The organism is Methylobacterium variabile, from assembly GCF_001043975.1.
GTDB classification, from domain to species: Bacteria; Pseudomonadota; Alphaproteobacteria; order Rhizobiales; family Beijerinckiaceae; genus Methylobacterium; species Methylobacterium variabile.
Map to the genome: position 1 here is coordinate 1 of NZ_LABY01000006.1, position 25,029 is coordinate 25,029.

The following is a 25,029-nucleotide window of genomic DNA, read 5'->3' on the forward strand; positions in this document are numbered from 1 at the left end:
CCTTCAGCCCCTGCTAGGATGGCGAGCAACGCCAGGAGCAGAACCTCGTCCAGGCGATAGGCAACTTTGCCGGGCTGGCGCGGGTCAGGCAGGTCCGCGAAATGATCGAGGAACACCGTCGCCTCGAACACGGCCGCTACCGGCTCGCTCGCCTCGTCCATCGCCCGCCCCCCAAGCCACGTCATGGCGGACAACCGATTCAGACCTTCAGGCCCTTGTCACCTCCCTCATTCACCCGATTGCCCTGGGATCGCGCATCCGCTCAAGGGGATCCGGGCGAAGGTCTCGACCGAAGGTCGCACGGTCGAAGCGTGTCGGGTGCGCCGGGGAAAGGGGAAAGACGATCGGAGGAGCCAGGCTCGCGCCTTGGGTGCAGGCGGCGCGGCTGACGCCGCGTGCCGCAGGTGTGCCGCGGGACGCGTGAGAGACGCGGCTCACCCCATCCGATCAGGCGGCTTGCCGACGACCCAGCCTGTCTGCCGCCGGCAGCACGCCATCGGGCTGGATCCACTCCGAGCGGTGCCGCGGCAGGGCGCCGGGGTGCTCGGTCTGCAGGAACGTGATCATCTTCTCGCGCACCTCGCAGCGCAGATCCCAGGCTTGCGGGGCGTTCCGGGCGCTGACCAGCATCCGGACCTCGATCACGGTCTCTTTCGCGTCGGAGACCTGCAGGTTGACGACGTTGCGGTCCCACAGGGCCGACTTGGCGGCGATCTCGCCGAGCTTCCTGCGCATCGCGTCGACCGGCGCCGTGTGATCGACGTAGAGGAACACGCTGCCGATCAGGGACGCTCCCTCGCGGGTCCAGTTCTGAAACGGCTTCTGGATGAAGTAGGTGAGCGGCAGAACCAGACGGCGCCAGTCCCAGAGCCGCACCACGACGTAGGTCGAGGTGATCTCCTCGACCCAGCCCCACTCGTTCTCGACGATGACGGCGTCCTCGATCCGGATCGGCTGGGTGATCGCGATCTGGATGCCCGCGACGAGGTTCGAGAGGACGGGCTGCATCGCCAGGCCCAGGATCAGGCCGGCGGCGCCGGCGGAGGCCAGCAGGCTCACCCCGTATTGCCGGACCGGCTCGAAGGTCATCAGGGCGATCGAGACGGTGACCAGGGCCACGAGCGTGATGCCGGCCCGCTCGAGCAGGCGCATCTGCGTGAAGTGCTTGCGGGCGAGAAGGTTGTCCTCGGCGTCGAGCTTGAACCGGCGCAGGTAGATCACGGTCGCGATGTGCAGGGCGACGGCGCAGGCCCAGCCGACAAGGGCGACGAAGGCCAAGAGCAGGATCTGGTTGACGGCGATGCGCACCTCCCACGACACCGGAGCCGTGGCCGAGGCGGTCGAGAGGGCGACGATCAGGAGCGCCAGGCGGGTCGGGCCATGGGTGCGCGCGACCAGGGAGCGCCAGAACAGGGTCCGGTTCGCCACGGCGCGCTGCAGGGCGCGGGAGGCGAACCGGTGCAGCGGCAGCACGACGGCGCAGCAGCCGGCGATGAGGATCAGGCTCTGCGCCCACCACGGCACCCACGAGAGCCAGCGCAGCGCATCGTTCATCAGCGTGTTCACGGCGGGCATCGGACCTCCATGGCAAGCCGAGAGGCAAGCTCAGGCGACCCGGCGGGTTCCGCGATGCACAATCACTGCTGTGCGTCGCGAGACGCTGGGATGCCCCACGTGCATCCGGGGCGATCCCGTCGCGCGGACATGGGTAACGGCGGGATCGGCCGGACACTCGGCCTCGCACGAGTCCGATATCCGGAGAGCGGCCGGATCGCCTCGCAGTCGGGATGGACGCGGCCTTGATCTGCCCGTCGAGCTTGCCCGGGAGGGTCGCCCCGATCACCTGTGCGCCCGAAGGCTCGCGCAGGACACGAAACTCACGGCGCGTCCGCTGACAGTGCTTCGATCGGACGGCCGGAGACGACGGAGAGCGGGCGCTCCTCCAGGATGTCGGGCGCGCCGCGCGGGCGGGCCGCCGCGTCGGCCGCCTTGATGAGGAGCCAGGAGACCTGTCGTCCGCGGGGTGGCATGCGAGCGAGGCGCCAGCCGCCGATCAGCTTCGCGCCGTGAAGGCGGAAGCGGAGCGACCCTGCGGCGAGATTGGCGACCGGGTCGCCATCCGGCTCCCAGGTGCCGCGATCCCACAGGAGCACGGCACCCGCCCCGTAGGACCCGGCCGGGATCACGCCCTCGAAGCTGCCGTAGCTCAAGGCGTGGTCCTCGACCTCGATGGCGAGCCGCTTCTCGCCGGCGATCAAGCTCGGGCCGCGGGTCACCGCCCAGCTCTTCAGCACGCCGCCGACCTCGAGCCGGAAGTCGTAGTGGAGCCGGCGGGCAGCGTGCTTCTGGACGACGAAGGACGGCATGTGAGCGCTGATGGATCTGGTTCGGCAACTGCGTCCCGGCGAGCCCCACAGGCGCAACGGTCGAGCGGTCCTACGGTTGCCGGATCAGAGCAGCACGACCGAACTCGCGGACGTGACCGGACAGGGCAGACTGCTCCCGCCTCCGAAGCTCGTCGGCACGCCGAGGATCGCACCCGTCAAGGGCCGGCCCAGGGAAGGCGTGTCCGTTCAAGGAGATCCTGGAAGGCTCCGACGGCAAAGGTCACAGGGTCGAAGCGTGTCGGGGGATAGGACACGGGGCTGAAAGCGGATGGCGTGCGGCGCGGCTGGCGCCGCGTGCCTCACTTGGGCCGTCTGCGGCTCCCTCGAGCCTGGATCACGGGCGTGTCCGCCGGGAGGCAGGCCTGTCGCATCAGGGCCTCGACGACCGCGTCGGGCACCTCCGCTGCCGAAACGACGGTCAGGCTCCGCGCCATGATGTCGTCGGCATAGAGCGCCGCTGCCAGCGAGTGGCGCACGGGCAGGCGGTCGCCGCGGGCGGCCTGCGTGCAGAACGCGACCAGATCCTCCCGGGGCTCGACGATGATGCCGAATCCGGCGTGGAATGGCCCGGCCTCGAACAGCCGCATGCCGATCACGAGGCCCTGGGGAACCGAGGCTTCGAGGCTCTCGTCGAGGAGCCACAGCCGGCGGCCCGCCGTGAGCAGGTCCTCGAGCCAGAGGCCGGCCTGCGCGTGCCGCTCGGCCACCCGGAAGATCGACACGAACGCGCCGCCCATCCGGCGGGCGATGTCCTGCTCCGGTGGCCCGAGGGCGGCGAGGCGGTCGCGCAGGAAGCCGTCGAAGACGCGCCGGCCGCGCTGGTTGGGCTCGAACAGCGCAACGTCGCAGAGCATGTCGAAGATCGTATCGTCCTCGAGCTGCGCGTCGTCCACGAGGCCGAGATGCTTGGCAGCCCGGTCGAGGTCGGGCTTCCTGCAGGACTGGACGGCCTGCGCGAGGACGGCCTGGATCGATTGCCGGATCGGCCGGTATCGCGTGAGAAGCGCCTCACGCGCCGGGGCGGCATCGTCATCGGTCATGATCGTCCTCCTCGCCCGCCGGGAGATGGGTCGCGCGATGATCGCGGCCGCGTCGGGCCGAGTCCCGGCGCGGTCCCGGCATTCGCTGTCCGGAAGATCCCTGCCGGACAGCGAATCACCAGCCCGCGCGGCGAAGCTTCGCTTCGCACGCCTGAGCGAAGCCGAAATCCGCGTGGCGACCGCGCCCGCGCAGCGGTCGCCGGAGTCAACTGATCGGAACGCGGATCAGGCCATGGCCTCGGGCCCGAAGCCGAGCCCGGAGGCGAAGCGGTTCCAGGTCTCCCGCGTGATCTGGCCGCCCGTCGCGCGCCGATGGCCTTGCGCGAATTGGTCGTCGGGGCCGAGGGGCGGCGCGCGCTCGTTCAGGAAGGCGATGAGGTCCGGCACGCCGGCGCTGCGCGCGGCGAAGTGGACGAAGCCGTCGCGAAAGCCCGCATTGGCACCGATCACCACCTGCCGGCGCAGGCGGTGCGTCCAGGACTGGGCGACGAGGGCGTGGATCTGGCAGGGCGAGTCGCAGCGGACCAGGGCGACCGGCCCGGAGAAGAGCGGGGGCACCTTGCGCGCCGCCTCGAGGGCGTCCTTCACCTCGGCCCGGGCCTGCCGCAGCGCGTCGCCGTCGGGCGAGGTGTCGGAGGCGATCTCCCCCGGTCCGCTCGCGCGCAGCAGCAGGCGCAGGGCGGGTGAGGCATCGCCGCGGCTGGCGCGGCGCGGAGCGTTGACCAGGCTCACGGCCTCGCGCAGCGCCTTCAGCGTGTGGGACCGCCGCGCCCGGGCCATGACGTCCGGGAAATGCGCCGCGCTCGCGCGCTCCCCCAGGTCGCCGACGGCGCCGAGGGCGGCGAGCCAGACAAGCGGGTCGGCGCCCGCCTCGCCGATGAGCGCGGTCGCGCAGCGATGCGCCAGCAGGCTCGAGGTCGGGGTCGGCTCCGAGCCGTAGCCGCTGATGACGGTCGCGACCTCCGGGGCCGGCTCGCTGCGCGGTACGTGGTGATCGATGATGACGGTCGGCAGGCCGGAGAGGATCGCCTCCGCCTGCACGCCGAGATCGGTGACGAGGAGGCCCGACACCGGCGGTCCGGCCGCGAGCTCGGCGCGGACCGCGTCGGACCAGGCACTCTCGCCGCGCCCGATCACCCGCACCCGCGCCGGACCGTGCGGCGTGCCCGCGAGGGCGCGGGCGAGGATCGCGCCGGCCGCGAGGCCGTCGGCGTCGTCGTGGCACAGCACCACGGGCGTGCCGGCGCCGAACCGCGCCAGCGTCTCCGCGAAGCCGGCGACGGTCACGGCCGCGCTTCGGTCCGGAGGCCGGCGATGGACCGCCGCGCGACCGCGCGCACGGCCTCGTCGTCCCGGGTCGCGCCGGTGGCAGGATCGCCGAGACGGTCGACGCAGCTCTCTACGACGATCTCCCGCCGGTGGGCCTGCGTCGCTGCTGTCGGTGAGTAGTCGTCGGTCATGCCGGGGCAACACGCCGGCGCGCCGCGGGTTCTTCTCCCCCGGGCCGGCACGGCGCCGCACCGGACAAGGCGACGCCGCGGTCGAGCGCGCGGTGCAAGCGCAGTGGAGGACGCGCGTCGGCGATGGATCTCCGCCGGCGAGCCGCTACAACGCTCTCCAAGGACGAACAAAGGGAGGAATTCGAGCGTGAGCGTCAATCGCAGGATCGCCCTGGCGGGCCTCTCGGCCCTGGGAGCCGCCGCCCTGTCGCGGGGCGACGCGCAGGCGCAAGCCGCGCCGGGCGCACCGAAGACCTACGTGCTGGTGCACGGCGCCTACGGCGGCGGCTGGATCTGGCGGGACATCGCCGCGGGCCTGCGGCAGCAGGGACACCGGGTCTTCACGCCGACGCAGACCGGGCTCGGCGAGCGCAGCCACCTCCTGTCGCGCCAGATCACCGTCGACACCCACATCGAGGACGTGGCGAGCCTTTTCGCGATGGAGGACCTGCGCGACGTCGTCCTGGTCGGGCATTCCTACGGCGGCATGGCGGTCACCGGGGTCGCCGACCGCCTGACCGACCGGGTCCGCCACATCGTCTACCTCGACGCGCTGATCCCCGAGAACGGCGACACCGCCTTCGCGCTCCTGCCCGCCGGCATGGCGGAGGCCCGGCGCAAGGCGGCGCTCGAGCAGGGCGCGGGCGTGGCGCTGCCGGTGCCCGGCCCGGACGCGTTCCCGATCCCGGCGGGCCCGGCCAAGGACTGGTTCATGCAGCGCCTGCGGCCGCACCCGATCGGCACCTACGAGAGCCCGGTGCGGCTCGCGAAGCCCGCCGGGGCCGGCCTGCCGGTGACCTACGTCGCCTATACGAGCCCGGCGCTCGCCTCGATCGAGCCGAGCCGGCAGCGGGCCCGGGCGAAGGCCGGTTGGCACTACCGCGAGCTGGCGGTGCCGCACGACGTCGAGGTGCCGAACCCCGAGAAAGTCGTCGAGGTGCTGTCGGGCGTCGGGTAGGGCGGCGGACCGCGTCCACACGGACAGGGCGGGAGGCCCGGTTTTCTGAAGGACGTGACCTCACCGGCCGGCGGTCATCCGCGGCGACCGCCGGTCCCTCCGCCTCAGGCGGCCCTGCCGGCCGGCACGGGGAGGACGGCGGGCGCCTCGGGTGCGGCCTCGTCCGTCGTCTCGTCGATCTCGCCCTGCCAGCGGGCGACCGCGGCGGTGGCGAGGCCGTTGCCGAGCACGTTGGTGACGGTGCGGCCCATGTCGAGGATCTGGTCGACGCCCATGATCAGCAGGATGCCGGCGGCGGGCAGTCCGAACATCGGCACGGTGGCGGCGACCACGACCAGGGAGGCCCGGGGCACGCCGGCGATCCCTTTGCTCGTCACCATCATGACGAGGAGCATGGTGAGCTGCTCGGTGAGGCTGAGATGGATGCCGAAGGCCTGCGCGATGAACAGCGAGGCCATCGCCTGGTACATCATCGAGCCGTCGAGGTTGAACGAGTAGCCGAGCGGCAGCACGAAGCCGGTGACGCGGGGCCGCACGCCGAACCGCTCCAGCACCTCGACGGTGCGCGGGAAGGCGGCCTCGCTGCTTGCGGTCGAGAAGGCGACGATCATCGGGGTGCGCAGGAGGCGCAGGAGCCGCACGACGCTGTTGCCGAGCACCAGCCAGCCGGCGCCGATGAGGAGCGCCCACAGCACCGCGAGGCCGAGGTAGAACACGGCGATGAACTTGCCGTAATCGACGAGCACGCCGAGGCCCTGGATGGTGACGACCGAGGCCATCGCGGCGAAGACCGCGAGCGGCGCCACCTGCATCACCGCGTCGGTGACCTTGAACATCACCTGGGCGAGGCCGTTCAGCATCTGCACCATCGGATCCGCGTAAGCGCGGTCGATGGCGCTGAGGCCGAAGCCGAAGAACACCGAGAAGACCAGGATCTGCAGCACCTCGTTCGTCGCCATCGCCGACACGATGCTGGTCGGGAAGACGTGGGTGAGGAACTCGCGCAGGTTGATCGAGGCGGCCTTCAGGCCGGTCTGGGCCCCGGCATCCGGCAGCGGCAGGCCGAGGCTGGCGCCGGGCTGGAAGATGTTGGCGACGAGGAAGCCCAGCGAGAGCGAGACGATCGAGGCGGTGAGGAACCAGCCCATGGCGAAGCCCGCGACGCGGCCGACCGCCTTGGTGTCGCCGAAGCTGGCGATGCCCGCCACGATGGTGGCGAAGACCAGCGGCGCGATGATCATCTTGATCAGCCGCAGGAAGATGTCGGTGCCGATGGTGAAGTAGCCGGCGATCTCCTTCGCCTCCGCGGGGGTCGCCGCCATGCCGTGCAGCACCGCGCCGACCGCGACGCCGAGGGCGAGGCCGATTCCGGTGTAGAGCGTCAGCCGGCCCGAGCGTCCGGTCGTCTCAACCTGTGCCATTTCGTGTTCCTCCCAGGGGTGAACGGATGTGCGGAAGGTCCCGGGCGCAGTCCTGCGCCCGGGTTCGTCCCGCGAATGTCTGGCGTTTCCGTCCGTGAGCGTGCCGCGATCAGGGGATCGGTCAGATCACCGTGAGGGCCTGCGGGCGCGTCAGCTGGTCGGGCTGGAGCACCCTGTCGAGCTGGTCGCGGGCCATCAGCCGCTTCTCGAGCACGAGGTCGTAGACGCCCCGGCCCGTGGCGTGCGCCTCCATAGCGACGGCGGTCGCGTTGCGATAGCCGATATACGGGTTGAGCGCCGTCACGATGCCGATGGAGTTCTCGACGCTGGCGCGCAGGCGCTCGCGGTTCGCCGTGATGCCGCGGACGCAGTGCAGGTCGAGGGTGCGGCAGGCCGCCTCGAGATGGGCGAGGCTGCGAAACAGGCTGTAGGCGATCACCGGCTCGAAGGCGTTGAGCTGCAACTGCCCGGCCTCGGCCGCGAAGGTGATGGTGACGTCGTTGCCGATGACCTCGAAGGCGACCTGGTTGACGACCTCCGGGATCACCGGGTTGACCTTGCCGGGCATGATCGAGGAGCCGGCCTGGCGCGCCGGCAGGTTGATCTCGCCGAAGCCGGCCCGCGGGCCGCTCGAGAGCAGGCGCAGGTCGTTGCAGGTCTTCGACAGCTTGACGGCGACGCGCTTGAGCACGCCCGACACCTGGACGAAGGCGCCGCAATCCTGGGTCGCCTCGACGAGGTCTTCCGCCGTCACCAGCGGGATCCCGGTGATCGTGGCGAGGCGCTCGCGCACCAGGCCCGCGTAGAGCGGGTGGGCGGTGATGCCGGTGCCGATGGCGGTGGCGCCCATGTTGATCTCGCGGATCAGCAGCTCGGCCTCGCCGAGGCGCGACTCGTCCTCCGCCAGCATCCGGGCGTAGGTGCCGAATTCCTGGCCCAGCGTCATCGGCACGGCGTCCTGGAGCTGGGTGCGGCCCATCTTGAGGATGTCGCGGAACTCTTCCGATTTGGCCTCGAAGCTGGCCCTTAAGCGCGCCATGGCCTCGACCAGACGGCGGGTCGCCCCGATCGCCGCGATCTTGAGCGCCGTCGGGTACACGTCGTTGGTGCTCTGGCCCATGTTGACGTGCTCGTTCGGGTGCAGCCGGCCGTAATCGCCCCGCGCGTGGCCGAGGATCTCGAGCGCCCGGTTGGCGATCACCTCGTTGGCGTTCATGTTGGTCGAGGTGCCCGCACCTCCCTGGATCTGGTCGACCACGAACTGGTCGTGCAGGCGGCCGGCGCGGATCTCCAGGCAGGCCGCCACGATGGCGTCGCAGCGCTCGACGTCGAGGAGGCCGAGCTCGCGGTTGGCGAGCGCCGCCGCCTGCTTGATCGCGGCGAGCGCCCGGATCAGGTCAGGGCAGGTCGCCAGCGTCGTGCCGGTGATCGGGAAGTTCTCGACGGCACGCAGGGAGTGGACGCCGTAATAGGCGTGGGCCGGCACCTCCCGGTCGCCGAGAAGATCGTGCTCGATGCGGGTCGAAACGTCGGACAAGGGATTACTCCTGACGCCGGATTGTCGGCACGCGGTCGCGATCCGGCGCGCCTGACGGCGGGCAGGCGGCGGAGCCGCGTCGAAGGGACGGGTTGAGCCGGGATCAGGCCCGCCGGTTCATGGAGAACTGCGGCGTCGTCACCGGATGGCGGCGGAATAATCCCGCATCGCCCGCGCCGCCAATGCTATGTTGGCGATGAACTATTCCGCATCCGAATAGTTTGGCGGATCCTCCGCCGCGACGGCCCAGACCTCGTCGAGGAAGGGGCGGTGCCGCTCGGCGCTGCGGTAGAGCCGGACGTCCATCGGCATCTCGCGCCCGAGCACCGTGAGCGCCCCGGCCCTGATCTCGGCCTCGACGAGGCTGCGCGGCAGCCAAGCGATGCCGTGGCCGCCGAGCGCCATCGAGCGCAGGGCCTCGGCCATCGAGTTCTCGTTGGTGTGGACCGGGAAGGTCGGGGGCGCGTCCTCGGCGCTCTGCGCGATCGCGGCGAGGCGGCCGAGGAACGAGCCGCGGGAATATTGCAGCAGCGGCAGGCGCCCGCGCGCGTCGGGCACCAGGCCGCGCGGGGCCGCCACCGCCGCCAGGCTGTCGCGGCCGACGACCCGGCAGGGATAGCGCCCGGGATCGAGGGGGATCGGGATGCCCGGGTGGTGATAGGTGAGAAGGAGGTCGTAGCCGCCCTCGACCAGCGCCTGGACGCAGATGTTGAAGTTGTCCGGCAGCACCCGGCTCGCCACCGGCCCGAGCGCGTCACGGATCCGGCCGAGCCAACGGGGAAGGAACGACAGGCAGAGCGAGTGCAGCGCCGTGATCGTCACCACCGGCAGCCCGGCGCCGTCACTGCGGGTGCGGAAGTCGGCCCGGCTCAGGGTCAGGAGCCGCACCACCTCCTCGGCGGTCTCGAGGAACTGCCGCCCGTCGGCGGTCAGCGTGATCGGGTAGGTGCTGCGGTCGAGGAGCGCGGTGCCGAGCCAGACCTCCAGCGAGCGGATGCGGCGGCTGAAGGCCGACTGCGTGACCGCGCGCAACTCCGCCGAGCGCGAGAAGCTGCGGGTCTCGGCGAGGCTCAGGAAGTCCTCGATCCACTTGAGTTCCATCGCTGTCGTCCGGATGGGCGGGGTCTCCGTCCGTGCTCGGATTCTCCCATCCTCGACCTCATCCTGAGGTGCCGGTCGATGGGAGATCGGCTGACCTCGAAGGAGGCTTCCAGGGATCACGAGCTTTCTGGAGGCCTCCTTCGAGGCTCCGCGATCTTCGATCGCTGCACACCTCGGGATGAGGTCGAGGATGGGGGCTGGCCGACAGAGGTCGATGATCGATGCGGCAGGGACGTGCCTCAGCGTCCCGCCTAATCCAACCCCAACCCGCGCTTCAGCCACGCCGCGTAGTGCTCCGCGATGTAGCTCACGCGCCGGCGCTCCGAGGCCGGGTCGTACCAGGCGCCGCCGGAGCTCGCGGGCGTGGCGGAGAGCTGGGGATGGCGCAGCAGCACCTCGCCGCCGCGGCCGACGACCAGGGCCTCGCCCTCAAGGTAGTCGCTGTTGGTGGCGTTGCCGCCGCCGCCGAAACGGGTCTCGCTGCCGGCATAGGGGTTGAGCGAGACGCCGGTCACCCGCACCACCAGGATCGGGCCGGGGCCGCCGACCCGGTCGGCGAAGGTCCGGGCCAGGGCCGCCTGAAGCTCGCCCCGCACGCCCTCGGCGTAGCCGCCGAGGCCGCGGGCGAGGAGAGGGCCGACATCGACCCGGATGGCGGAGAAGCGCGTGGCCGGCGGCAGGGCGGCGTCCTGCGCGCCCGCGGGCAGGATCGCCCCGAAGAAGGCCACCCCCGTCAGGGCGGCCGCGATCAGGGACCGGAACCAGCGCAGCATCGACGTCACCTTCCTGGCGCCCCCGGGCGCCGCGCGCCCCCACCGGGAGGCGCCGCGTGTCCGCCGGGATAGCCGCCGCAGCCCGCTCCGGCAACGCTTGAAGGCGCTCAGGCGCCGAACGACATCCGGCGCGTCAGGCGCCGAACTGGATGCCGACGATCTCGTAGGACTTGCCGCCGCCCGGAGTGACGACCTCGACGGTGTCGCCGACGGCCTTGCCGATCAGCGCGCGGGCGATCGGCGAGGTGATCGAGACCCGGCCGGCATGCACGTCGGCCTCGGGCTCGCCGACGATCTGGTAGGTCTTCTCCTCCTCGGTGTCCTCGTCGATCAGCTTGACGGTGGCGCCGAACTTGACCTTCGTGCCGGAGAGCTTCGACACGTCGATGACCTCGGCGCGGGAGATCAGGCTCTCCAGCTCCAGCACCCGGCCCTCGTTGTGGGACTGGGCCTCCTTGGCGGCGTGGTACTCGGCGTTCTCCGACAGGTCGCCGAGCGCGCGGGCCTCCGCGATCGCCTGGATGATCCGCGGGCGCTCCTCCTGCTGGCGGCGCTTCAGCTCCGCCTCGAGAGCCGCGAATCCCCGTACCGTGATCGGAACCTTGTCCATCGTCGTCGTCTCGCGTCACAAATAATCGGCCCGGCGGGAGGTTGAGCCTCCCGACCGGGCCTGTTTCCGATTGTCTCGCGCGGGCGCGAGGGGATGAGATAGGTCTCGTCCGCGGCGTTACGACTTAAGCCGCAAAATATTCCTGCAGGGCCCGCACCTCGAGATCACCCCCGAGATAGGCCTTGATCCCCTCTGCGGCCGCCATCGCTCCCGCGAGAGTGGTGTAGTACGGCACTTTATGCAAGAGGGCCGCCCGGCGCAGGGACCGGGAGTCGGAGAGCGCGCCCGCCCCCTCCGTGGTGTTGAACACCAGGTGGATGTCGCCGTTCTTGATCGCGTCGACCACGTGCGGCCGGCCCTCCAGCACCTTGTTGATGCGGGCGGCGGCCACGCCGTTCTCGGCGAGGTAGCGCTGCGTGCCGGCCGTGGCGAGCACCGTGAAGCCGACCTCGGCGAGCAGCTTGATCGCCGGCAGGATGCGGGCCTTGTCGTCGTCGCGCACCGAGACGAAGACCGTGCCGGCCTTCGGCACCTGCGTGCCCGAGCCGAGCTGGCTCTTGGCGAAGGCGACGCCGAAGCCGCGGTCGAGGCCGATAACCTCGCCGGTGGAGCGCATCTCCGGCCCGAGCAGCACGTCGACCCCGGGGAAGCGGGCGAAGGGGAAGACCGCTTCCTTGACGGCGATGTGCGGCAGGGTCTTCGGCTTGAGGCCGAAACTCGCGAGCGGCTCGCCGGCCATGACCCGGGCGGCGATCTTGGCGATCGGCTCGCCGATCACCTTGGCGACGAAGGGCACGGTGCGCGAGGCCCGGGGGTTGACCTCGAGCACGTAGATCTCGCCGTTCTTGATCGCGTACTGCACGTTCATCAGGCCGCCGACCTCCAGCGCCAGCGCCAGCCCGCGGGTCTGGCGCTCGAGCTCGGCGATCGTCTCCGGCGACAGCGAGCGCGGCGGCAGCGAGCAGGCCGAGTCGCCCGAGTGGATGCCCGCCTCCTCGATGTGCTCCATGATGCCGGCGATGAACACGTCCTTGCCGTCCGACACCGCGTCGACGTCGACCTCGATCGCGTCCGACAGGTAGCGGTCGAACAGGAGCGGGTTCTTGCCCAGCACCGTGTTGATCTGGCCGGTCTTGTCGTTGGGGTAGCGGGCCTTGACGTCCGACGGGATCAGGCTCGGCAGGGTGTCGAGCAGGTAGTCGGCGAACTGGGTCTCGTCGCGGATGATCGCCATCGCGCGCCCGCCGAGGACGTAGGAGGGCCGCACCACGAAGGGCAGGCCGAGCTCGGCGGCGATCAGCCGGCTCTGCTCGACCGAGTAGGCGATGCCGTTCTTCGGCTGCTTCAGGTGCAGCTTGTCGAGCAGGCGCTTGAAGCGGTCGCGGTCCTCGGCGAGGTCGATCGCGTCCGGCGAGGTGCCGAGGATCGGCACGCCGGCTTCCTCCAGGGCGCGGGCGAGCTTCAGCGGGGTCTGGCCGCCGAACTGCACGATGACGCCGTGGAGCGTGCCGGCCTGCCGCTCGGTCTCGATGATCTCGAGCACGTCCTCGGCGGTCAGCGGCTCGAAGTAGAGCCGGTCCGAGGTGTCGTAGTCGGTCGAGACCGTCTCCGGGTTGCAGTTGACCATGATGGTCTCGTAGCCCGCGTCAGTGAGCGCGAAGCAGGCGTGGCAGCAGCAATAGTCGAACTCGATGCCCTGGCCGATCCGGTTCGGGCCGCCGCCGAGGATGATCACCTTCTTCTTGTCGGAGGGCTGGGCCTCGTCCGCCACGCTGCCGGCGAAGGGGGCGACGTAGGTCGAGTACATGTAGGCGGTCGGCGACTTGAACTCGGCCGCGCAGGTGTCGATGCGCTTGAACACCGGCCGCACCTGGAGCGCCCGGCGGGCGGAGCGCACCGCCGCCTCGTCGGTGTTGGCGAGCACCGCGAGGCGCGCGTCCGAGAAGCCCGCCGCCTTGAGCTGGCGGAAGGCGCCGGCGGTCTTCGGCAGGCCGAAGCGCTTCACCTTGGTCTCGAGATCGATGATGCCCTGGAGCTGCTCCAGGAACCACGGGTCGATCTTGCAGGAGGCGTGGACCTCCTCGTGGCTGACGCCGAGCCGCAGGGCCTGCGCCACCTTCAGCAGCCGGTCCGGGGTCGGGGTGCCGATCGCCGCCTTGATGGCGTTGCGGTCGTCGCCCTTGCCGAGGCCCTCGATCTCGATGTCGTCGAGGCCGGTGAGCCCGGTTTCCAGCGAGCGCAGGGCCTTCTGGAGCGATTCGGCGAAGGTGCGGCCGATCGCCATCGCCTCGCCGACCGACTTCATGGCGGTGGTCAGCGTCGGCTCGGCGCCCGGGAACTTCTCGAAGGCGAAGCGCGGGATCTTGGTGACGACGTAATCGATCGTCGGCTCGAACGAGGCCGGCGTGGCGCCGCCCGTGATGTCGTTGGCGATCTCGTCGAGGGTGTAGCCGACGGCGAGCTTCGCCGCGACCTTGGCGATCGGGAAGCCGGTGGCCTTCGAGGCCAGCGCCGAGGACCGCGAGACGCGCGGGTTCATCTCGATCACGATCATCCGGCCGGTGGCCGGGTCGATGGCGAACTGGACGTTCGAGCCGCCGGTCTCGACGCCGATCTCGCGCAGCACGGCGAGCGAGGCGTCGCGCATGCGCTGGTATTCCTTGTCGGTCAGCGTCAGGGCCGGCGCCACGGTGATCGAGTCGCCGGTGTGAACGCCCATCGGGTCGACGTTCTCGATCGAGCAGACGATGATGCAGTTGTCCGCACGATCGCGGACGACCTCCATCTCGTACTCCTTCCAGCCGAGCACGGACTCCTCGATCAGGACCTCGTTGGTCGGCGAGGCGTCGATGCCGCGCTCGACGATGTCGAGGAACTCCTCGCGGTTGTAGGCGATGCCGCCGCCGGTGCCGCCCAGGGTGAAGGAGGGCCGGATGATCGCCGGCAGGCCCACCTCGGCGAGCGCCACGAGCGCCTGGCCGATCGCGTGCTCGCCGTAGCGCTTGCGCCGGTCGTTCTCGCCCGAGGCCCACTTCTTCTCGAAGGCGGCCAGCGCCGCCGCGTGGGCGGCCGGATCGGTCTCGGCGCCCTCGATCCGCGCCACCTCGGCGAGGTATTTTTCGCGGTCGGCCTTCTTGGCCGCCGAGGCGTTGGCGAGCGCCGATTTCGGGGTCTCGAGCCCGATCTTGGTCATCGCGTCGCGGAAGAGGCTGCGGTCCTCCGCCTTGTCGATCGCCTCCGCGGTGGCGCCGATCATCTGCACGCCGAACTTGTCGAGCACGCCCATGCGCTTGAGCGAGAGGGCGCAGTTGAGCGCGGTCTGGCCGCCCATCGTCGGCAGGAGGGCGTCGGGCCGCTCCTTCTCGATGATGCGGGCGACGATCTCCGGCGTGATCGGCTCGACGTAGGTGGCGTCGGCGAGATCCGGATCGGTCATGATCGTCGCCGGATTCGAGTTGACCAGGATGATCCGGTAGCCTTCCTCGCGCAGGGCCTTGCAGGCCTGCGTGCCGGAATAGTCGAACTCGCATGCCTGCCCGATGACGATCGGGCCCGCGCCGATGATGAGGATGGAGGAGAGATCGGTGCGCTTGGGCATCGGACGCTTCAGACTCGTGCGTCGCGCCCGGCCTCGTCCCTCGTCCGGCCTCGGGACCCTGGAAGGCTTCGAGGCGGGAGCGGAACGTCCGGGAGCGGCGGGGATTGCGTTGGGCGCCCTTAGCATAGGCGATCAGATCAGGGGAAGGGTGTGGCCGGAAGCATGGGACTGGGGGGAGATGCGCGCTGGACGCTGGTCACCGGCGCGTCGAGCGGAATCGGGGCCGGGATCGCCCGGGACTTTGCGGCGCGGGGCCGGCCGCTGGTGCTCAGCGCCCGGCGGGTGGAGCGCCTGGAGGCGCTGGCGGCGGAGCTGCGCGCCCGCGTGCCGGTCGAGGTGGTGCCGGCCGACCTCGCCGTGCCCTGCGCGGCCGACGCGCTTGTCGCGGCGGTCGAGGCCCGGGGCGTCGTCCTGCACACGCTGGTCAACAATGCCGGCTTCGGCCTGCGCGGTCGCTTCGCCACTCTGCCGGCCGGGGACCAAGCCGAGATGGTGGCGGTCAACGTGATGGCCCCGACCGTGCTCTGCCGCCTGGTGCTGCCGGGCCTGATCGCCCGGCGCGCGGGCGGCATCCTCAACGTCGCCTCCGTGGTCGGCTACCTCCCCGGGCCCAACATGGCGGCGTACTACGCCAGCAAGGCCTACCTCCTGTCGCTGTCGGAGGCCCTCTACGAGGAGGCGCGGCCCCACGGCGTCACCGTGACGGCGGTCTGCCCCGGCGCCACCGCGACGGAGTTCTCGGCAAGGGCCGATGTCGACGGCACCAAGCGCTTCACCGGCAACGTCATGAATCCTGAGGCGGTGGCGAGGCAGGCGGTCGCCGGCCACCTCGCCGGCCGGGCGGTGGTGATCCCGGGCGCGGCCAACCGGGCGGCGGTGCTCGGGGCCCGCCTGATGCCGCGCTGGCTCAGCCGAAAGGTGGTGGCTCGCCTGCAGGGATGAGCGCAGGTTCGCCGGATTCGGGTCATCTTCGGTTCAGTGCCGGGCGGTAGACCAGGGTTCGGCGGCCGTGGCTGCCTTGGTCGGTCCCTGGCTTGGTCGAGTTGCGTCGTGGCGAGCGAACCCAGATCGAATCTCCGGACGTCGTCGCTCGTGGACGCGCTCCCGGCCCTCGCGCGACAATTCGCAGCCTATGTCGGGGTGAGCCTCGCGGCGTTCGGCGTCCATTACGGGGTGCTCGCCGCCCTGGTCGAGACCGGACGCGCCGATCCGGTGCGCGGGGCGCTCGCCGGCTACCTCGCTGGGGCCGTGGTGTCCTACGGGCTCAACCGGCGCCTGACCTATGCCAGCGCCCGTCCCCACGCGGAGGCGACCTGGCGCTTCGGCGTCGTCGCGGCGGTCGGCTTCGGGCTGACCTGGCTCATCATGGCGGGGCTCACCCGCGGGCTCGGCCTGCCCTACCTCGCGGCCCAGGTGCTGGCGACGGGGGCGGTGGTGTTCTGGAACTTCCTCGGCCACCGCCTCTGGACCTTCGCGGCGAGACCGGTCCCGGTGCTGTCGGAAGGGGCGTCGGGGATGCGGTGAAACGCTGCCGCATTTTTTGGTGAGGTCAGTATCGGCGCGCCTGTAAGGCCCTAACATTTTCCGGACGACCGAACCGTCAGCGGAAGGATATCTTGGATCCCGCGCAAGAATTCGTGGAGTGTCCGTCCGTCTGCGACGTTGTAAAAACAGAGCCGCTTCGCGGCATCTCTCCCCTGGATCCCGGATCTCATTCCGGTTCGCTACACTCGTCCGGGAAAGGGGAGGCGGGCGATGGGTGCTGTTCTAGCCTCCGCCCTCACGACTTCACCTCCGCCGCCTCCCGCCCCACCGTCGCCCGCCCGGACGGCACCGCAACGGCCCCCTCCCGGGCGATCGCCGCCGCGAACAGGTCGCGCAGGGTGGTGGCCAGGGTGCCGAGGTCGTGGTGGCGGGCGACGCGGGCGCGGCCGGTGCGGCCCATCGCGGCGAGCGTCGCCCCGTCCGCCCGCAGGATGTCGCGCAAGGCGCCGGTCAGGGCCGCGCCGTCGCCGGGGGGCACGATGCGGCCGCATGACTCGTCGACCAGCTCCGGGATGCCCGCCACCGTGGTGGTCACCACCGGCCGTTCCAGCGCCAGGGCCTCGAGCAGCACGATCGGCAGGCCCTCGGCGAAGCTCGGCAGCACCAGGGCTCGGGCCTGCGCCACGGTGGCGCGCACCTCCGCGTTGCTGCGCCAGCCGCGCAGCTCGATCAGGTCGCCGACGCCGTGGCGCGCGATCTCGGCCTCGATCGCCGGGCGGCTCTCGCCGTCGCCGATCAGGACCAGGCGGAACGGTGCCTCGGTCCGGCGAAGCTCCGCCACCGCCGCCGGCAGGTGGACCTGCCCCTTCTGCGGGCAGAGCCGGCCGACGCAGACCAGGGTGCGGCTCTCCCCCGCCGGCCGGTCGGAGGGCACGAACTCCGACAGGTCGAGGCCGCAGCGCGCCACCGCGATCCGGTCGCGGTGCTGGGCGCCGCCGAACCGCAGGAGCTGCCCGCGGCAGAAGTTCGAGATCGCCACCGCGAAGGCGGCGCCGGCGAGCTTGCAAGCGAGGCCGTCCTCGGCGGCGGTCAGGAACTCGTCCGGGCCGTGGGCGGTGAAGCTGTAGGAGGGCCCGCCCATGGTCCGGGCGATCAGCGCCACCGCGGTCGCGTTCGAGGAGAAGTGGACGTGGGTGTGGGCGATGCCCTCCCGCCGCAGGCAGCGCAGGAAGTACACCGCCTCGAGGAGGTAGGCCGCGTGCCGCACCGCGCCGCCGCCGGAGCGGGCGAGCCGCGCGGCGAGCCAGGCGCCCCGGGCGAAGGCCGCCGGGCCGGTCGCGGCCTGGCGAAGCGCCGCGAGCAGGAGCCCGCGCAGGTTGCCGCTGAGGATGTAGTGGGTGCGCGCCTGATCGGCGACGTCGAGGGGATCGACGAGGGGCTGGTGCCAGCGCCGGAGCGCGAAGCGCCGCACCGTGACGCCCTGCGCCTCCAGTGCCGCCATCTCGCGCCGGATGAAGGTGGAGCTCGTCACCGGGGCGGTGTTGACCAGGTAGGCGATCTTCATGGGCCGGAACGCTCCCGAATGCGCGTCTTGCCGGTCTTACGCGCGAGAGCGGCGTGACCTGGTGGCGTGTCTTGTCTTGGCGACATGTCTCGTCTTGGCGACGTTTGGCTTGGCGACGTGTCTTGACCCGCAGCCTAGAGGTCGGTCCCCGGCGCGGGAGCGGCGGAATTCGGCGGCGTCGGTGCCCAGAACGGCGGGTGCGCGTACATCTTTTGAGGTGACCCGGTCCGCCGATTGCGACGCTTACCCTCCGGGCCCGGCCGGCTAGCCTGGATCGAGAGGCCGCGGCACCGCGGCGGGAAACGGCACGGCCCGACCGGCACAGCCATGCAGCGCCCCCTGATCATCCTCGGCACCGGCGGCAACGCCCTCGACATCCTGGATCTCGTCGAGAGCCGGCCCGGATCCTGGCGGGTGGCCGGCTTCCTGGACGATGCCCGGCCGGAGGGCGACCGCGTCGCCGGGCTGCCGGTGCTCGGGCGCCTCGCCGAGGCGCGGCGTCTCGCCGAGGATGGGGCGGTCGCCTTCGTCAACGCCATCGGCAGCGATGCCAGCCACCGCGAGCGGTTGGCGATCGTCGCCGGGACCGGGCTGGCGCCCGAGCGCTTCGCGACGCTGGTCCATGCCGGCGCCGCAGTCTCGTCCCGGGCCGTGCTCGGCCCCGGCACCTGCGTCCATCACGGCGCCAGCGTCGCCGGCAACGTCGTGGCCGGTGCCCATGTCGGCATCGGGCCCGGCGCCATCGTCGGGCACGACACGGTGATCGGCGACGGGGCGATGCTCGCCCCGGGCTGCGTGGTCAGCGGCTTCGTGCGCCTCGGGCGCTCCTGCTACGTCGGGGCGGGCAGTGCGCTCCGCCAGCGCGTCGCGATCGGCGAGCGGGCGCTCGTCGGCCTCGGCGCCGTCGTGCTGCGCGATGTGCCGGCGGGGGCGACGGTCGTGGGCAATCCCGCCCGCACCTTGCGGATGGGGGCCTGAAGCGCCATGCGCCGCGCCGGCCCCAGGGTCTCGGTCGTGCTCCCGCTCCGGGCGGGCGTGCCCGTCGGGCCGGCGCTCGCCGCCCTGCGCGCCCAGACCTTCGGCGACTTCGAGGCGCTGGCGGTCGGGGAGGGGGCGCTGGAGGCCGCCGGCGCCGCGGCCGATCCGCGGGTGCGGGCGCTGCGCGAGGACGGCGCCGGGCGGGCTGCCGCCCGCAACCGCGGCGTGACGGCGGCGCGGGCCGAGTGGGTGGCCTTCCTCGATCCCGGCGACCTGTGGCGCGAGGACCACCTCGCCGAACTCGTCGCCGCGACCCGCTTCGGCGACGCCGTCGCGGTGTTCGGCAATCCCGTCCTGTCCGGGAGCGGCCGGCCCCTGCTGCCGATGAGCGTGCCGGCAGGCCGCGTCGCCGACCTGTTCGCCTTCTCGCTCCGGGTCGGGGCCGCGCCGGTGCGGGCGAGCGCCGTGCTGATCGAGCGGGCCGCGGCGATCGATGCCGGCCTCTTCCCGCTCCAGGCCGGATGCGGGCCGGACCTCGATCTCTGGGGACGCCTCGCCCTCCAGGGGCCGTTCCGCTACGTCGCCCGGCCGACGGCGGTCCTGGGCCCGGACGCGGTGTCCCGGCGCCTGCCGGCGCCGCCCCTCCTCGCCGCCACTCTAGGGAGGCTCCTCGACGAGGGCGCGGTGCCCGCTGACCTCGCGCCGGCCGCCCGGCGCTACCGCAATCGCCTGATGCTCGGTCACGCCCGCCGGCTCGCGGAGGCCGGCCGCCCGGCCGAGGCGCGGGCGACGCTGGCGCGGGACTGCGTCCCGGGTCTCGATCCGGGGCGCTACCTCGCGGCGCTCGCCCGCATCTGGCGGGCGGGCCGGGCCTGGCCGGCGCCCGGGGCCCTCGCCGGGTCGCCCTGACCCGACCGGTCACGCCCCGGCGCGTCGTCCGGGGGCGCACCGTCCGGGGATCTGCCGTTCAAGAAGGGATTCTCGATGAGCCTCGTCAAGCGCGCCGTCCTGCTCCTCTCGGGCGAGCGCTACCTCGTTCTCACGATCACGTTGTGCCAGACTGCCCTCGTCTCGCGCCTGCTCACCCCGGAGGAGGTCGGCCTGTCGCTGCTCGGCGTCGCCCTGGTCCAGGTCATCGACGGGATGCGGGATTTCGGCACCACCAACTACATCATCCACGACCCGGCCGCCTCGCACCAGAGCGCCAGGACCGCCTTCACGGTGCTCCTCGCCCTGTCGGCCGTCTTCGCGGTCGCGCTCGTGGCCTTCGCCGGTCTCTGGGCACGGGTCTACGGCCAGCCGCTGCTCGAACCCTACCTGAGGGTGCTGGGCCTGAGCTTCCTGCTGGTGCCGTTCTCCGGGCCCCTGATGGCGCTGATGCGCCGGGACTTCCAGTTCGCCGCCCTGATGTGGGTGAATGTCGGCACCTGCCTGACCTACGCGGTGGTGCTCGTCACCCTGGCGCTCCTCGGCTTCGGGGCGATGAGCTTCGCCTGGGCCGCGGTGGCGAGCGCCGTCGCCACGGTGGCCCTGAGCCTCGCCGGCCGGCCGGAGCCGGGGATCTTCCGCCCCTGCCTCCAGGGCTGGCGCACGGCGCTGGCGATCGGGGGCTGCGCCAGCGTGACGACCCTGCTCAACCGCGCCTACGACCTGCTGCCGATCTTCCTCATCGGCCGGGTCGGCGGGCCGGACCTCGTCGGCCTCTACGGCCGGGCGCAGGTGGTGAGCCAGCTGCCGGACAAGCTGATCCTCGGCAGCCTGGCCTCGGTGATCCTGCCGATGTTCGCCGCCGACCGGCGCGACGGGCGCTGCCTGGCCCCGTCCTACCTCGCCTCGATCGCCAACATCACGGCGGTCCTCTGGCCGGTCTCCCTGCTGATGGCGCTCATCGCCCAGCCGGTGGTCCTGGTCCTGCTCGGGTCGCAGTGGATCGCCAGCGTGCCGATCGTGCAGGTGCTGGCGCTGGCCTCGATGCTGACCTTCCCGGCGATGCTGACCTACCCGGTGCTGCTGGCGAGCGGGGGCCTGCGCGACACCCTGACGGCGAGCCTGATCAGCCTGCCCCCGAGCGCAGCCGTCGTCGCCTGCGCGGCGTCGGGCGGGCCGCTCGCGGTGGCGCTGAGCCAGTTCGTCACCGTCCCGCTCCAGGTCGGCGTCGCCCTCTGCTTCATCCGCCGCCGGGTGCCGTTCACCCTGGCCGATCTCGCCGCCTCGGTGCGGATCAGCGCCCTCGTCACCGTCGCGACAGCCCTGCCGCCGCTCGCGGTCATCGCCCTGTCGGGCCACGGCTTCGCCCTCACGGTGCCGCAGGGCGTGCTCGCCGGGTTCGGCGGCGCGGCAGCCTGGCTCGCGGCCATGCTGGCCCTCGATCATCCGGTCGCCGGCCACGTCCGCGAGACGCTTCGCCCGGTGCTCCTCCTCCTGCGCCCCCGCGCCCGCGCGGCCGTCCAGGCCGGCGACGAGGGGATCCGGTGAGGGAGGGGAGGGGACGCCGGTCCCGGGCCGTCCCCTCGCCATCATCGCTTTGCCGCCCGCGCCGCGGCGCCCGGCGGGCCGGCCCGTTCGCCATCCGGCCCGGATCGCCCGATCACGGCCGATCGGCGCGGTCCGGTCCCGAGGTGACGGGCCGGCGCCTCAGGCCCGGTAGCGCGCCGCCGCGTGCTCCTGCGCGAAGTTCGGCACCATCGCCTGGCGCGCCGCCTCGAAGGCCTCCCACTGGGCGGCGTCCGGCAGGGACGGGATCGTCACCACCTCGCGGCGGTCGAAGCCGGTGAGCGCGGCATCGACCATCTCGCCGACCTCCATCACTCCCTGGAGGCTCTCCACGGCGCGTCCCGAGCGCTCCCAGATCTCCGTGCGGGTCGCGGCCGGCAGCACCGCCTGGACGTAGACGCCGCGGGGTCCGAGCTCGGCCTGCAGCGCCCGCGACAGGGTCAGCACGTAGGCCTTGGTCGCCCCGTAGACGCCCGGCAGCCACTCGGGCGCCAGCGCCACCACCGAGCTGATGTTGACGATCGCCCCGCCGCCGCGGCCGAGGAAGGCCTGCGCGGCGGCGCCGGCGAGCCGGGTCAGCGCCACCACGTTGAGGTCGACCAGGCGGTACTGGGGCGCGAGGTCGGCGGCTGAGAAGCCGGCGGGCGCCGCCGCACCGGCATTGTTCACGAGGATCCCGATCCGGGCATCGTCGCGCAGGCGCGCCTCGACGGCGGCGAGCCCGGCCGGATCGGTGAGGTCGGCCGGCAGCACGTCGACGGCGACGCCGGTCTCGGCGCGCAGGCGCGCGCCCAAGGCCTCCAGGCGGGCGGCGTCCCGCGCCACCAGCACCAGGGGGTGGCCGCGCCGGGCGAGGCGGTCGGCATAGGTGGCGCCGATGCCGGACGAGGCGCCGGTGACGAGGGCGGCGGGCGATGCGCTGGTCATGGTCGTGCTCCTGGCCGGCCTATTCATGATGGCCGACATGAGATTATTGATGACAATCATCATGAAATCCGTCAATCGCGGCCGCCGTTGCCGCGTGCGCCGGCGCACGCCGGGGCCGCAACCTCCGCACAAGGCAGCCGCGTCACAGAGCCATGAGGCAGAAATCGCCTGTGCTGGAGCGGGATTGGCAGGGGCATGTCCGGTCGCGAGCAAGCCGAGAGGCTGTGGAGCAACATCGTCGAGCTCGGGCCCCGGCGCCTCGCCGCCCTCGGGCTGATCGGCCTCGTGGTGTTCCTGGCGGTGGGCCTGGGCGCCTACTACCTGAGCCGCCCGGCGCAGGAGACGCTCTATACCGGCCTCTCCCGCGAGGACGTGGCCCGGATCGGCGGCGTGCTGAAGGATGCCGGCATCCGCTTCGACGTCAGCGCCGACGGGGCCGCCGTGCTGGTGCCCTACGGCAATACCGCCCAGGCCCGGATGCTGCTCGCCGAGAAGGGCCTGCCGCAGAGCTCGAAGTCCGGCTACGAATTGTTCAACGACCTCGGCTCGCTCGGCATGACCTCGTTCATGCAGGAGGTGACCCGGGTCCGGGCGCTCGAGGGCGAGATCGCCCGCACGATCCAGGGCATGAAGGGCGTGCGCGCCGCGCGCGTCCACATCGTGCTGCCCGACCGGGGCTCGTTCCGGCGCGACCAGCAGGCGCCCTCGGCCTCCGTGGTGGTGCGCACCGAGCCCGCCGACGACCGCAGCGGCGCCCAGGCGATCCGCCAGCTCGTCGCCTCGGCGATCCCCGGCATGAGGCCCGACCGGGTCACGGTGATCGGCGCCGACGGCACCCTGCTCCTGTCGGGCGACGAGGGCGGCACCGCCCCGACCGGCAGGATGGCGAGCCTGGAGAAGGACGTCAGCCGCGAGGTGCAGGACCGGATCCGCCGGGCGCTGACGCCCTATCTCGGCCTCGGCAACTTCGAGGTCAGCGTCGCGGCCCAGCTCAACACCGACAAGACCTCGACCAACGAGACGATCTACAACCCGGACCAGCAGGTCGCGCGCTCGGTCCGCTCGGTGCGCGAGAACGAGAACAGCCAGAACCGCAGCGCCCAGCGGCCGACCAGCGCCCAGCAGAACCTGCCCGACCAGCGCACCCGCTCGGACGGCAACGACACCGCCAGCAACGAGACCTCCAAGAAGGAGGACCTCACCAACTACGAGATCTCCCAGAAGGTGATCCAGACGGTGAGCGACGGCTACGCCGTGAAGCACCTCTCGGTGGCGGTGCTGGTCAACCGCTCGCGCCTCGCGGCCGGGCAGCAGGGCCAGGAGGCCGCGGCCAACGTCGACAAGCAGATCGCCGAGATCGAGCAGCTCGTCGCCTCCGCGGCCGGCGCCAGCAAGGAGCGGGGCGACACCATCAAGGTCGCGGCGGTGGGCTTCATCAACGACGGCCAGGCCCTGGAGCCGGTGCCGCCGCTCAGCATCACCGACGTGATGGTGCGGCAATCCGCGACCCTCATCAACGCGGCCACCATCCTGGTGGTGGCGGGCCTGCTGATCTGGTTCGGCCTGCGCCCGGCGCTGCGCGCCATCCTGGCGGTGCCCGAGGCGGCCCAGGCCGAGGTCGCGGCGCTCGAGGCCGGGGCCGCCGCGGCGGCCCTGCCGGGCGCGCCGGAGGCCGGAGCCCTGCCGGCGCCCGGGCCGATCGTCCCCGGCCAGCCGGCGCTCGCCGGCCCCGAGGGCATGCCCGCCATGGCGAGCCTGATCGAGGACATGGCCGAGAAGGCGAAGCACTCGCCGCAGAAGCGGCTGGAGCAGATGATCGACGTCGACGAGGAGCAGGTCGCCGCCATCCTCAAGCGCTGGCTCCTGCGTGAGGAGCCGGCGTGATGGACGCGGTGATCGCCCGCTACCTGCCGGACTTCTCGCGACCCGCGGTTCCCGGCGGCGGCGCCCCGGTGCAGGTCCCGGCCCCGGACGACTTCGGCAACCCCTGGGCCGGCCTCGCCCGCGCCCCGCGGCCCGCGGCCCCGCTGGCGGACGCCGACGACGCCATCCAGATCGAGCCCGTGCGGCCCGAGCCCCTTCGGCCCGAGCCCGTCGGCCCGCAGCCCGTGCGGCCGCCGGCCGCCAGGCGCGAGACGCCGGAGGAGCGCGCCGCGCTGCTGGCCGCCGCCGAGGAGCGCGGCCGGCAGCAGGGCCTGGCGCAGGCGCGGGAAGAGGCCGAGGCCGCGCGCCTGCGGGCGGCCGAGGCGGCCGAGGCCCGCCTCGCCGAGGCGCGCCGGCACTGGAGCGAGGCCGAGGCTGAGGCCCTGGCCGACGGCTTCGCGGCGGCCCTGCGCGCCCTCGACGCCAGCCTGACCGAGCGGATCGCCCGGCTGCTGGTGCCGGTCCTGACCGACGCCCTGCGCCGGCAGGCGGTGGCGGAGCTGAGCGGCGCGCTGACGCGGCTCCTCGCCGAGCCGCAGGCCGCGAGCGTCCGGGTGAGCGGGCCCGAGGACCTGCTGGCGGCGCTGGCCGCCCGCCTCGGGCCGCTTGCGGCGTCGGTCACGTTCACGGCGGCCGAGACCGCCGAGGTGCAGGTCAGCGCCGACCAGACGGTGATCGACACCCAGCTCGGCGCCTGGACGCGCCTGCTCGCGGCAGCGGTGGCGGAGGCCTGAG

General features: G+C 72.2%; 22 protein-coding genes. 8 read left to right on the forward strand and 14 right to left on the reverse strand.

What is annotated here, in order from left to right; all coding sequences use genetic code 11:
* From VQ02_RS00640 to VQ02_RS37980, 6 genes are all read right to left on the reverse strand, one after another.
* Positions 1–185, reverse strand: a 185-nt coding sequence (locus tag VQ02_RS00640) for a transposase family protein (RefSeq protein WP_048442220.1), incomplete at its 3' end; no start/stop codon positions are given.
* Positions 186–447: 262 nt separating this feature from the next.
* Entirely contained in the window at positions 448–1,575 is a 1,128-nt protein-coding gene (locus VQ02_RS00645) for a mechanosensitive ion channel family protein (protein WP_048442221.1), read from the reverse strand.
* Positions 1,576–1,877: 302 nt separating this feature from the next.
* Complete coding sequence (locus tag VQ02_RS00650) at positions 1,878–2,366, reverse strand: DNA polymerase ligase N-terminal domain-containing protein (protein ID WP_048442222.1); 489 nt, start codon at positions 2,364–2,366, stop codon at positions 1,878–1,880.
* A gap of 320 nt (positions 2,367–2,686) precedes the next feature.
* Positions 2,687–3,427: a DUF7986 domain-containing protein gene (locus VQ02_RS00655; RefSeq protein WP_048442223.1), complete on the reverse strand. Its 741-nt coding sequence runs from the start codon at positions 3,425–3,427 to the stop codon at positions 2,687–2,689.
* Positions 3,428–3,652: 225 nt separating this feature from the next.
* Positions 3,653–4,714: a single-stranded-DNA-specific exonuclease RecJ family protein gene (locus VQ02_RS00660; protein ID WP_048442224.1), complete on the reverse strand. Its 1,062-nt coding sequence runs from the start codon at positions 4,712–4,714 to the stop codon at positions 3,653–3,655.
* A complete protein-coding gene (locus tag VQ02_RS37980; RefSeq protein WP_167350690.1) occupies positions 4,711–4,887 on the reverse strand; it encodes a hypothetical protein in 177 nt (58 codons plus the stop codon). The genes VQ02_RS00660 and VQ02_RS37980 overlap by 4 nt, the downstream gene beginning before the upstream one ends.
* 187 nt (positions 4,888–5,074) lie before the next feature.
* On the opposite strand from VQ02_RS37980, the gene VQ02_RS00665 reads away from it, so the two are divergent.
* Entirely contained in the window at positions 5,075–5,884 is an 810-nt protein-coding gene (locus VQ02_RS00665; RefSeq protein ID WP_245239577.1) for an alpha/beta fold hydrolase, read from the forward strand.
* A 104-nt stretch (positions 5,885–5,988) separates the two neighbouring features.
* On the opposite strand, the gene VQ02_RS00670 is transcribed toward VQ02_RS00665, so the two are convergent.
* The 6 genes from VQ02_RS00670 to carB form a co-directional block, all read right to left on the reverse strand.
* The gene (locus VQ02_RS00670; protein WP_048442225.1) at positions 5,989–7,305 is read right to left on the reverse strand and encodes a dicarboxylate/amino acid:cation symporter; all 1,317 of its coding nucleotides are present in this window, start codon (positions 7,303–7,305) and stop codon (positions 5,989–5,991) included.
* A gap of 121 nt (positions 7,306–7,426) precedes the next feature.
* The gene (aspA, locus tag VQ02_RS00675) at positions 7,427–8,842 is read right to left on the reverse strand and encodes an aspartate ammonia-lyase (protein WP_048442226.1); all 1,416 of its coding nucleotides are present in this window, start codon (positions 8,840–8,842) and stop codon (positions 7,427–7,429) included.
* A 201-nt stretch (positions 8,843–9,043) separates the two neighbouring features.
* Positions 9,044–9,943, reverse strand: coding sequence for a LysR substrate-binding domain-containing protein (locus tag VQ02_RS00680; protein WP_048442227.1), 900 nt, complete (start codon positions 9,941–9,943; stop codon positions 9,044–9,046).
* A gap of 251 nt (positions 9,944–10,194) precedes the next feature.
* Positions 10,195–10,716 carry a hypothetical protein gene (locus VQ02_RS00685; protein ID WP_157080433.1) on the reverse strand — a complete coding sequence of 174 codons (522 nt, stop codon included), beginning with the start codon at positions 10,714–10,716 and terminating at the stop codon, positions 10,195–10,197.
* Positions 10,717–10,849: 133 nt separating this feature from the next.
* On the reverse strand, positions 10,850–11,326 hold the full coding sequence (gene greA / locus VQ02_RS00690) for a transcription elongation factor GreA (protein ID WP_048442228.1): 477 nt from the start codon (positions 11,324–11,326) through the stop codon (positions 10,850–10,852).
* Between the two features lie 124 nt (positions 11,327–11,450).
* Positions 11,451–14,924, reverse strand: a complete 3,474-nt coding sequence (gene carB, locus VQ02_RS00695) for a carbamoyl-phosphate synthase large subunit (RefSeq protein ID WP_048442229.1) — start codon at positions 14,922–14,924, stop codon at positions 11,451–11,453.
* A gap of 162 nt (positions 14,925–15,086) precedes the next feature.
* Between carB and VQ02_RS00700 the strand changes: the two genes are divergently transcribed.
* The gene (locus tag VQ02_RS00700) at positions 15,087–15,866 is read left to right on the forward strand and encodes an SDR family NAD(P)-dependent oxidoreductase (RefSeq protein WP_048442230.1); all 780 of its coding nucleotides are present in this window, start codon (positions 15,087–15,089) and stop codon (positions 15,864–15,866) included.
* 150 nt (positions 15,867–16,016) lie between these two features.
* Entirely contained in the window at positions 16,017–16,448 is a 432-nt protein-coding gene (locus tag VQ02_RS00705) for a GtrA family protein (protein ID WP_048442231.1), read from the forward strand.
* A gap of 256 nt (positions 16,449–16,704) precedes the next feature.
* Here the strand turns inward: VQ02_RS00705 and VQ02_RS00710 are convergent, their stop codons facing one another.
* Entirely contained in the window at positions 16,705–17,973 is a 1,269-nt protein-coding gene (locus VQ02_RS00710; RefSeq protein WP_048442232.1) for a glycosyltransferase family 4 protein, read from the reverse strand.
* Between the two features lie 327 nt (positions 17,974–18,300).
* Here VQ02_RS00710 and VQ02_RS00715 point away from each other — a divergent pair, with 327 nt between their 5' ends.
* The 3 genes from VQ02_RS00715 to VQ02_RS00725 all read left to right on the forward strand — a co-directional run bounded on the left by VQ02_RS00715 (position 18,301) and on the right by VQ02_RS00725 (position 21,426).
* Entirely contained in the window at positions 18,301–18,951 is a 651-nt protein-coding gene (locus VQ02_RS00715) for a NeuD/PglB/VioB family sugar acetyltransferase (RefSeq protein WP_048442233.1), read from the forward strand.
* Between the two features lie 6 nt (positions 18,952–18,957).
* Complete coding sequence (locus VQ02_RS34520; protein ID WP_053080087.1) at positions 18,958–19,860, forward strand: glycosyltransferase family 2 protein; 903 nt, start codon at positions 18,958–18,960, stop codon at positions 19,858–19,860.
* A 75-nt stretch (positions 19,861–19,935) separates the two neighbouring features.
* Positions 19,936–21,426, forward strand: a complete 1,491-nt coding sequence (locus VQ02_RS00725) for an oligosaccharide flippase family protein (RefSeq protein WP_053080089.1) — start codon at positions 19,936–19,938, stop codon at positions 21,424–21,426.
* A 159-nt stretch (positions 21,427–21,585) separates the two neighbouring features.
* Here VQ02_RS00725 and VQ02_RS00730 read toward each other — a convergent pair whose 3' ends face one another.
* Positions 21,586–22,371, reverse strand: coding sequence for an SDR family NAD(P)-dependent oxidoreductase (locus VQ02_RS00730; RefSeq protein WP_048442234.1), 786 nt, complete (start codon positions 22,369–22,371; stop codon positions 21,586–21,588).
* A 195-nt stretch (positions 22,372–22,566) separates the two neighbouring features.
* Here VQ02_RS00730 and fliF point away from each other — a divergent pair, with 195 nt between their 5' ends.
* Positions 22,567–24,255 (forward strand): flagellar basal-body MS-ring/collar protein FliF, encoded by a 1,689-nt coding sequence (fliF, locus tag VQ02_RS00735; RefSeq protein ID WP_048442235.1) that lies wholly within the window; start codon positions 22,567–22,569, stop codon positions 24,253–24,255.
* The gene (locus VQ02_RS00740) at positions 24,255–25,028 is read left to right on the forward strand and encodes a hypothetical protein (RefSeq protein WP_048442236.1); all 774 of its coding nucleotides are present in this window, start codon (positions 24,255–24,257) and stop codon (positions 25,026–25,028) included. The genes fliF and VQ02_RS00740 overlap by 1 nt, the downstream gene beginning before the upstream one ends.
* Position 25,029: the final 1 nt, after the last annotated feature.

What these genes read in the sequence shown, in the direction of transcription:
- VQ02_RS00645 (WP_048442221.1), bottom strand. Translation starts at nt 1,575, where the DNA reads ATGCCCGCCGTGAACACGCTGATGAACGATGCGCTGCGCTGGCTCTCG.
- VQ02_RS00650 (WP_048442222.1), bottom strand. Translation starts at nt 2,366, where the DNA reads ATGCCGTCCTTCGTCGTCCAGAAGCACGCTGCCCGCCGGCTCCACTAC.
- VQ02_RS00655 (WP_048442223.1), bottom strand. Translation starts at nt 3,427, where the DNA reads ATGACCGATGACGATGCCGCCCCGGCGCGTGAGGCGCTTCTCACGCGA.
- VQ02_RS37980 (WP_167350690.1), bottom strand. Translation starts at nt 4,887, where the DNA reads ATGACCGACGACTACTCACCGACAGCAGCGACGCAGGCCCACCGGCGG.
- VQ02_RS00670 (WP_048442225.1), bottom strand. Translation starts at nt 7,305, where the DNA reads ATGGCACAGGTTGAGACGACCGGACGCTCGGGCCGGCTGACGCTCTAC.
- VQ02_RS00680 (WP_048442227.1), bottom strand. Translation starts at nt 9,943, where the DNA reads ATGGAACTCAAGTGGATCGAGGACTTCCTGAGCCTCGCCGAGACCCGC.
- VQ02_RS00685 (WP_157080433.1), bottom strand. Translation starts at nt 10,716, where the DNA reads ATGCTGCGCTGGTTCCGGTCCCTGATCGCGGCCGCCCTGACGGGGGTG.
- greA (WP_048442228.1), bottom strand. Translation starts at nt 11,326, where the DNA reads ATGGACAAGGTTCCGATCACGGTACGGGGATTCGCGGCTCTCGAGGCG.
- carB (WP_048442229.1), bottom strand. Translation starts at nt 14,924, where the DNA reads ATGCCCAAGCGCACCGATCTCTCCTCCATCCTCATCATCGGCGCGGGC.
- VQ02_RS00700 (WP_048442230.1), top strand. Translation starts at nt 15,087, where the DNA reads ATGGGACTGGGGGGAGATGCGCGCTGGACGCTGGTCACCGGCGCGTCG.
- VQ02_RS00710 (WP_048442232.1), bottom strand. Translation starts at nt 17,973, where the DNA reads ATGAAGATCGCCTACCTGGTCAACACCGCCCCGGTGACGAGCTCCACC.
- VQ02_RS00715 (WP_048442233.1), top strand. Translation starts at nt 18,301, where the DNA reads ATGCAGCGCCCCCTGATCATCCTCGGCACCGGCGGCAACGCCCTCGAC.
- VQ02_RS34520 (WP_053080087.1), top strand. Translation starts at nt 18,958, where the DNA reads ATGCGCCGCGCCGGCCCCAGGGTCTCGGTCGTGCTCCCGCTCCGGGCG.
- VQ02_RS00725 (WP_053080089.1), top strand. Translation starts at nt 19,936, where the DNA reads ATGAGCCTCGTCAAGCGCGCCGTCCTGCTCCTCTCGGGCGAGCGCTAC.
- VQ02_RS00730 (WP_048442234.1), bottom strand. Translation starts at nt 22,371, where the DNA reads ATGACCAGCGCATCGCCCGCCGCCCTCGTCACCGGCGCCTCGTCCGGC.
- fliF (WP_048442235.1), top strand. Translation starts at nt 22,567, where the DNA reads ATGTCCGGTCGCGAGCAAGCCGAGAGGCTGTGGAGCAACATCGTCGAG.
- VQ02_RS00740 (WP_048442236.1), top strand. Translation starts at nt 24,255, where the DNA reads ATGGACGCGGTGATCGCCCGCTACCTGCCGGACTTCTCGCGACCCGCG.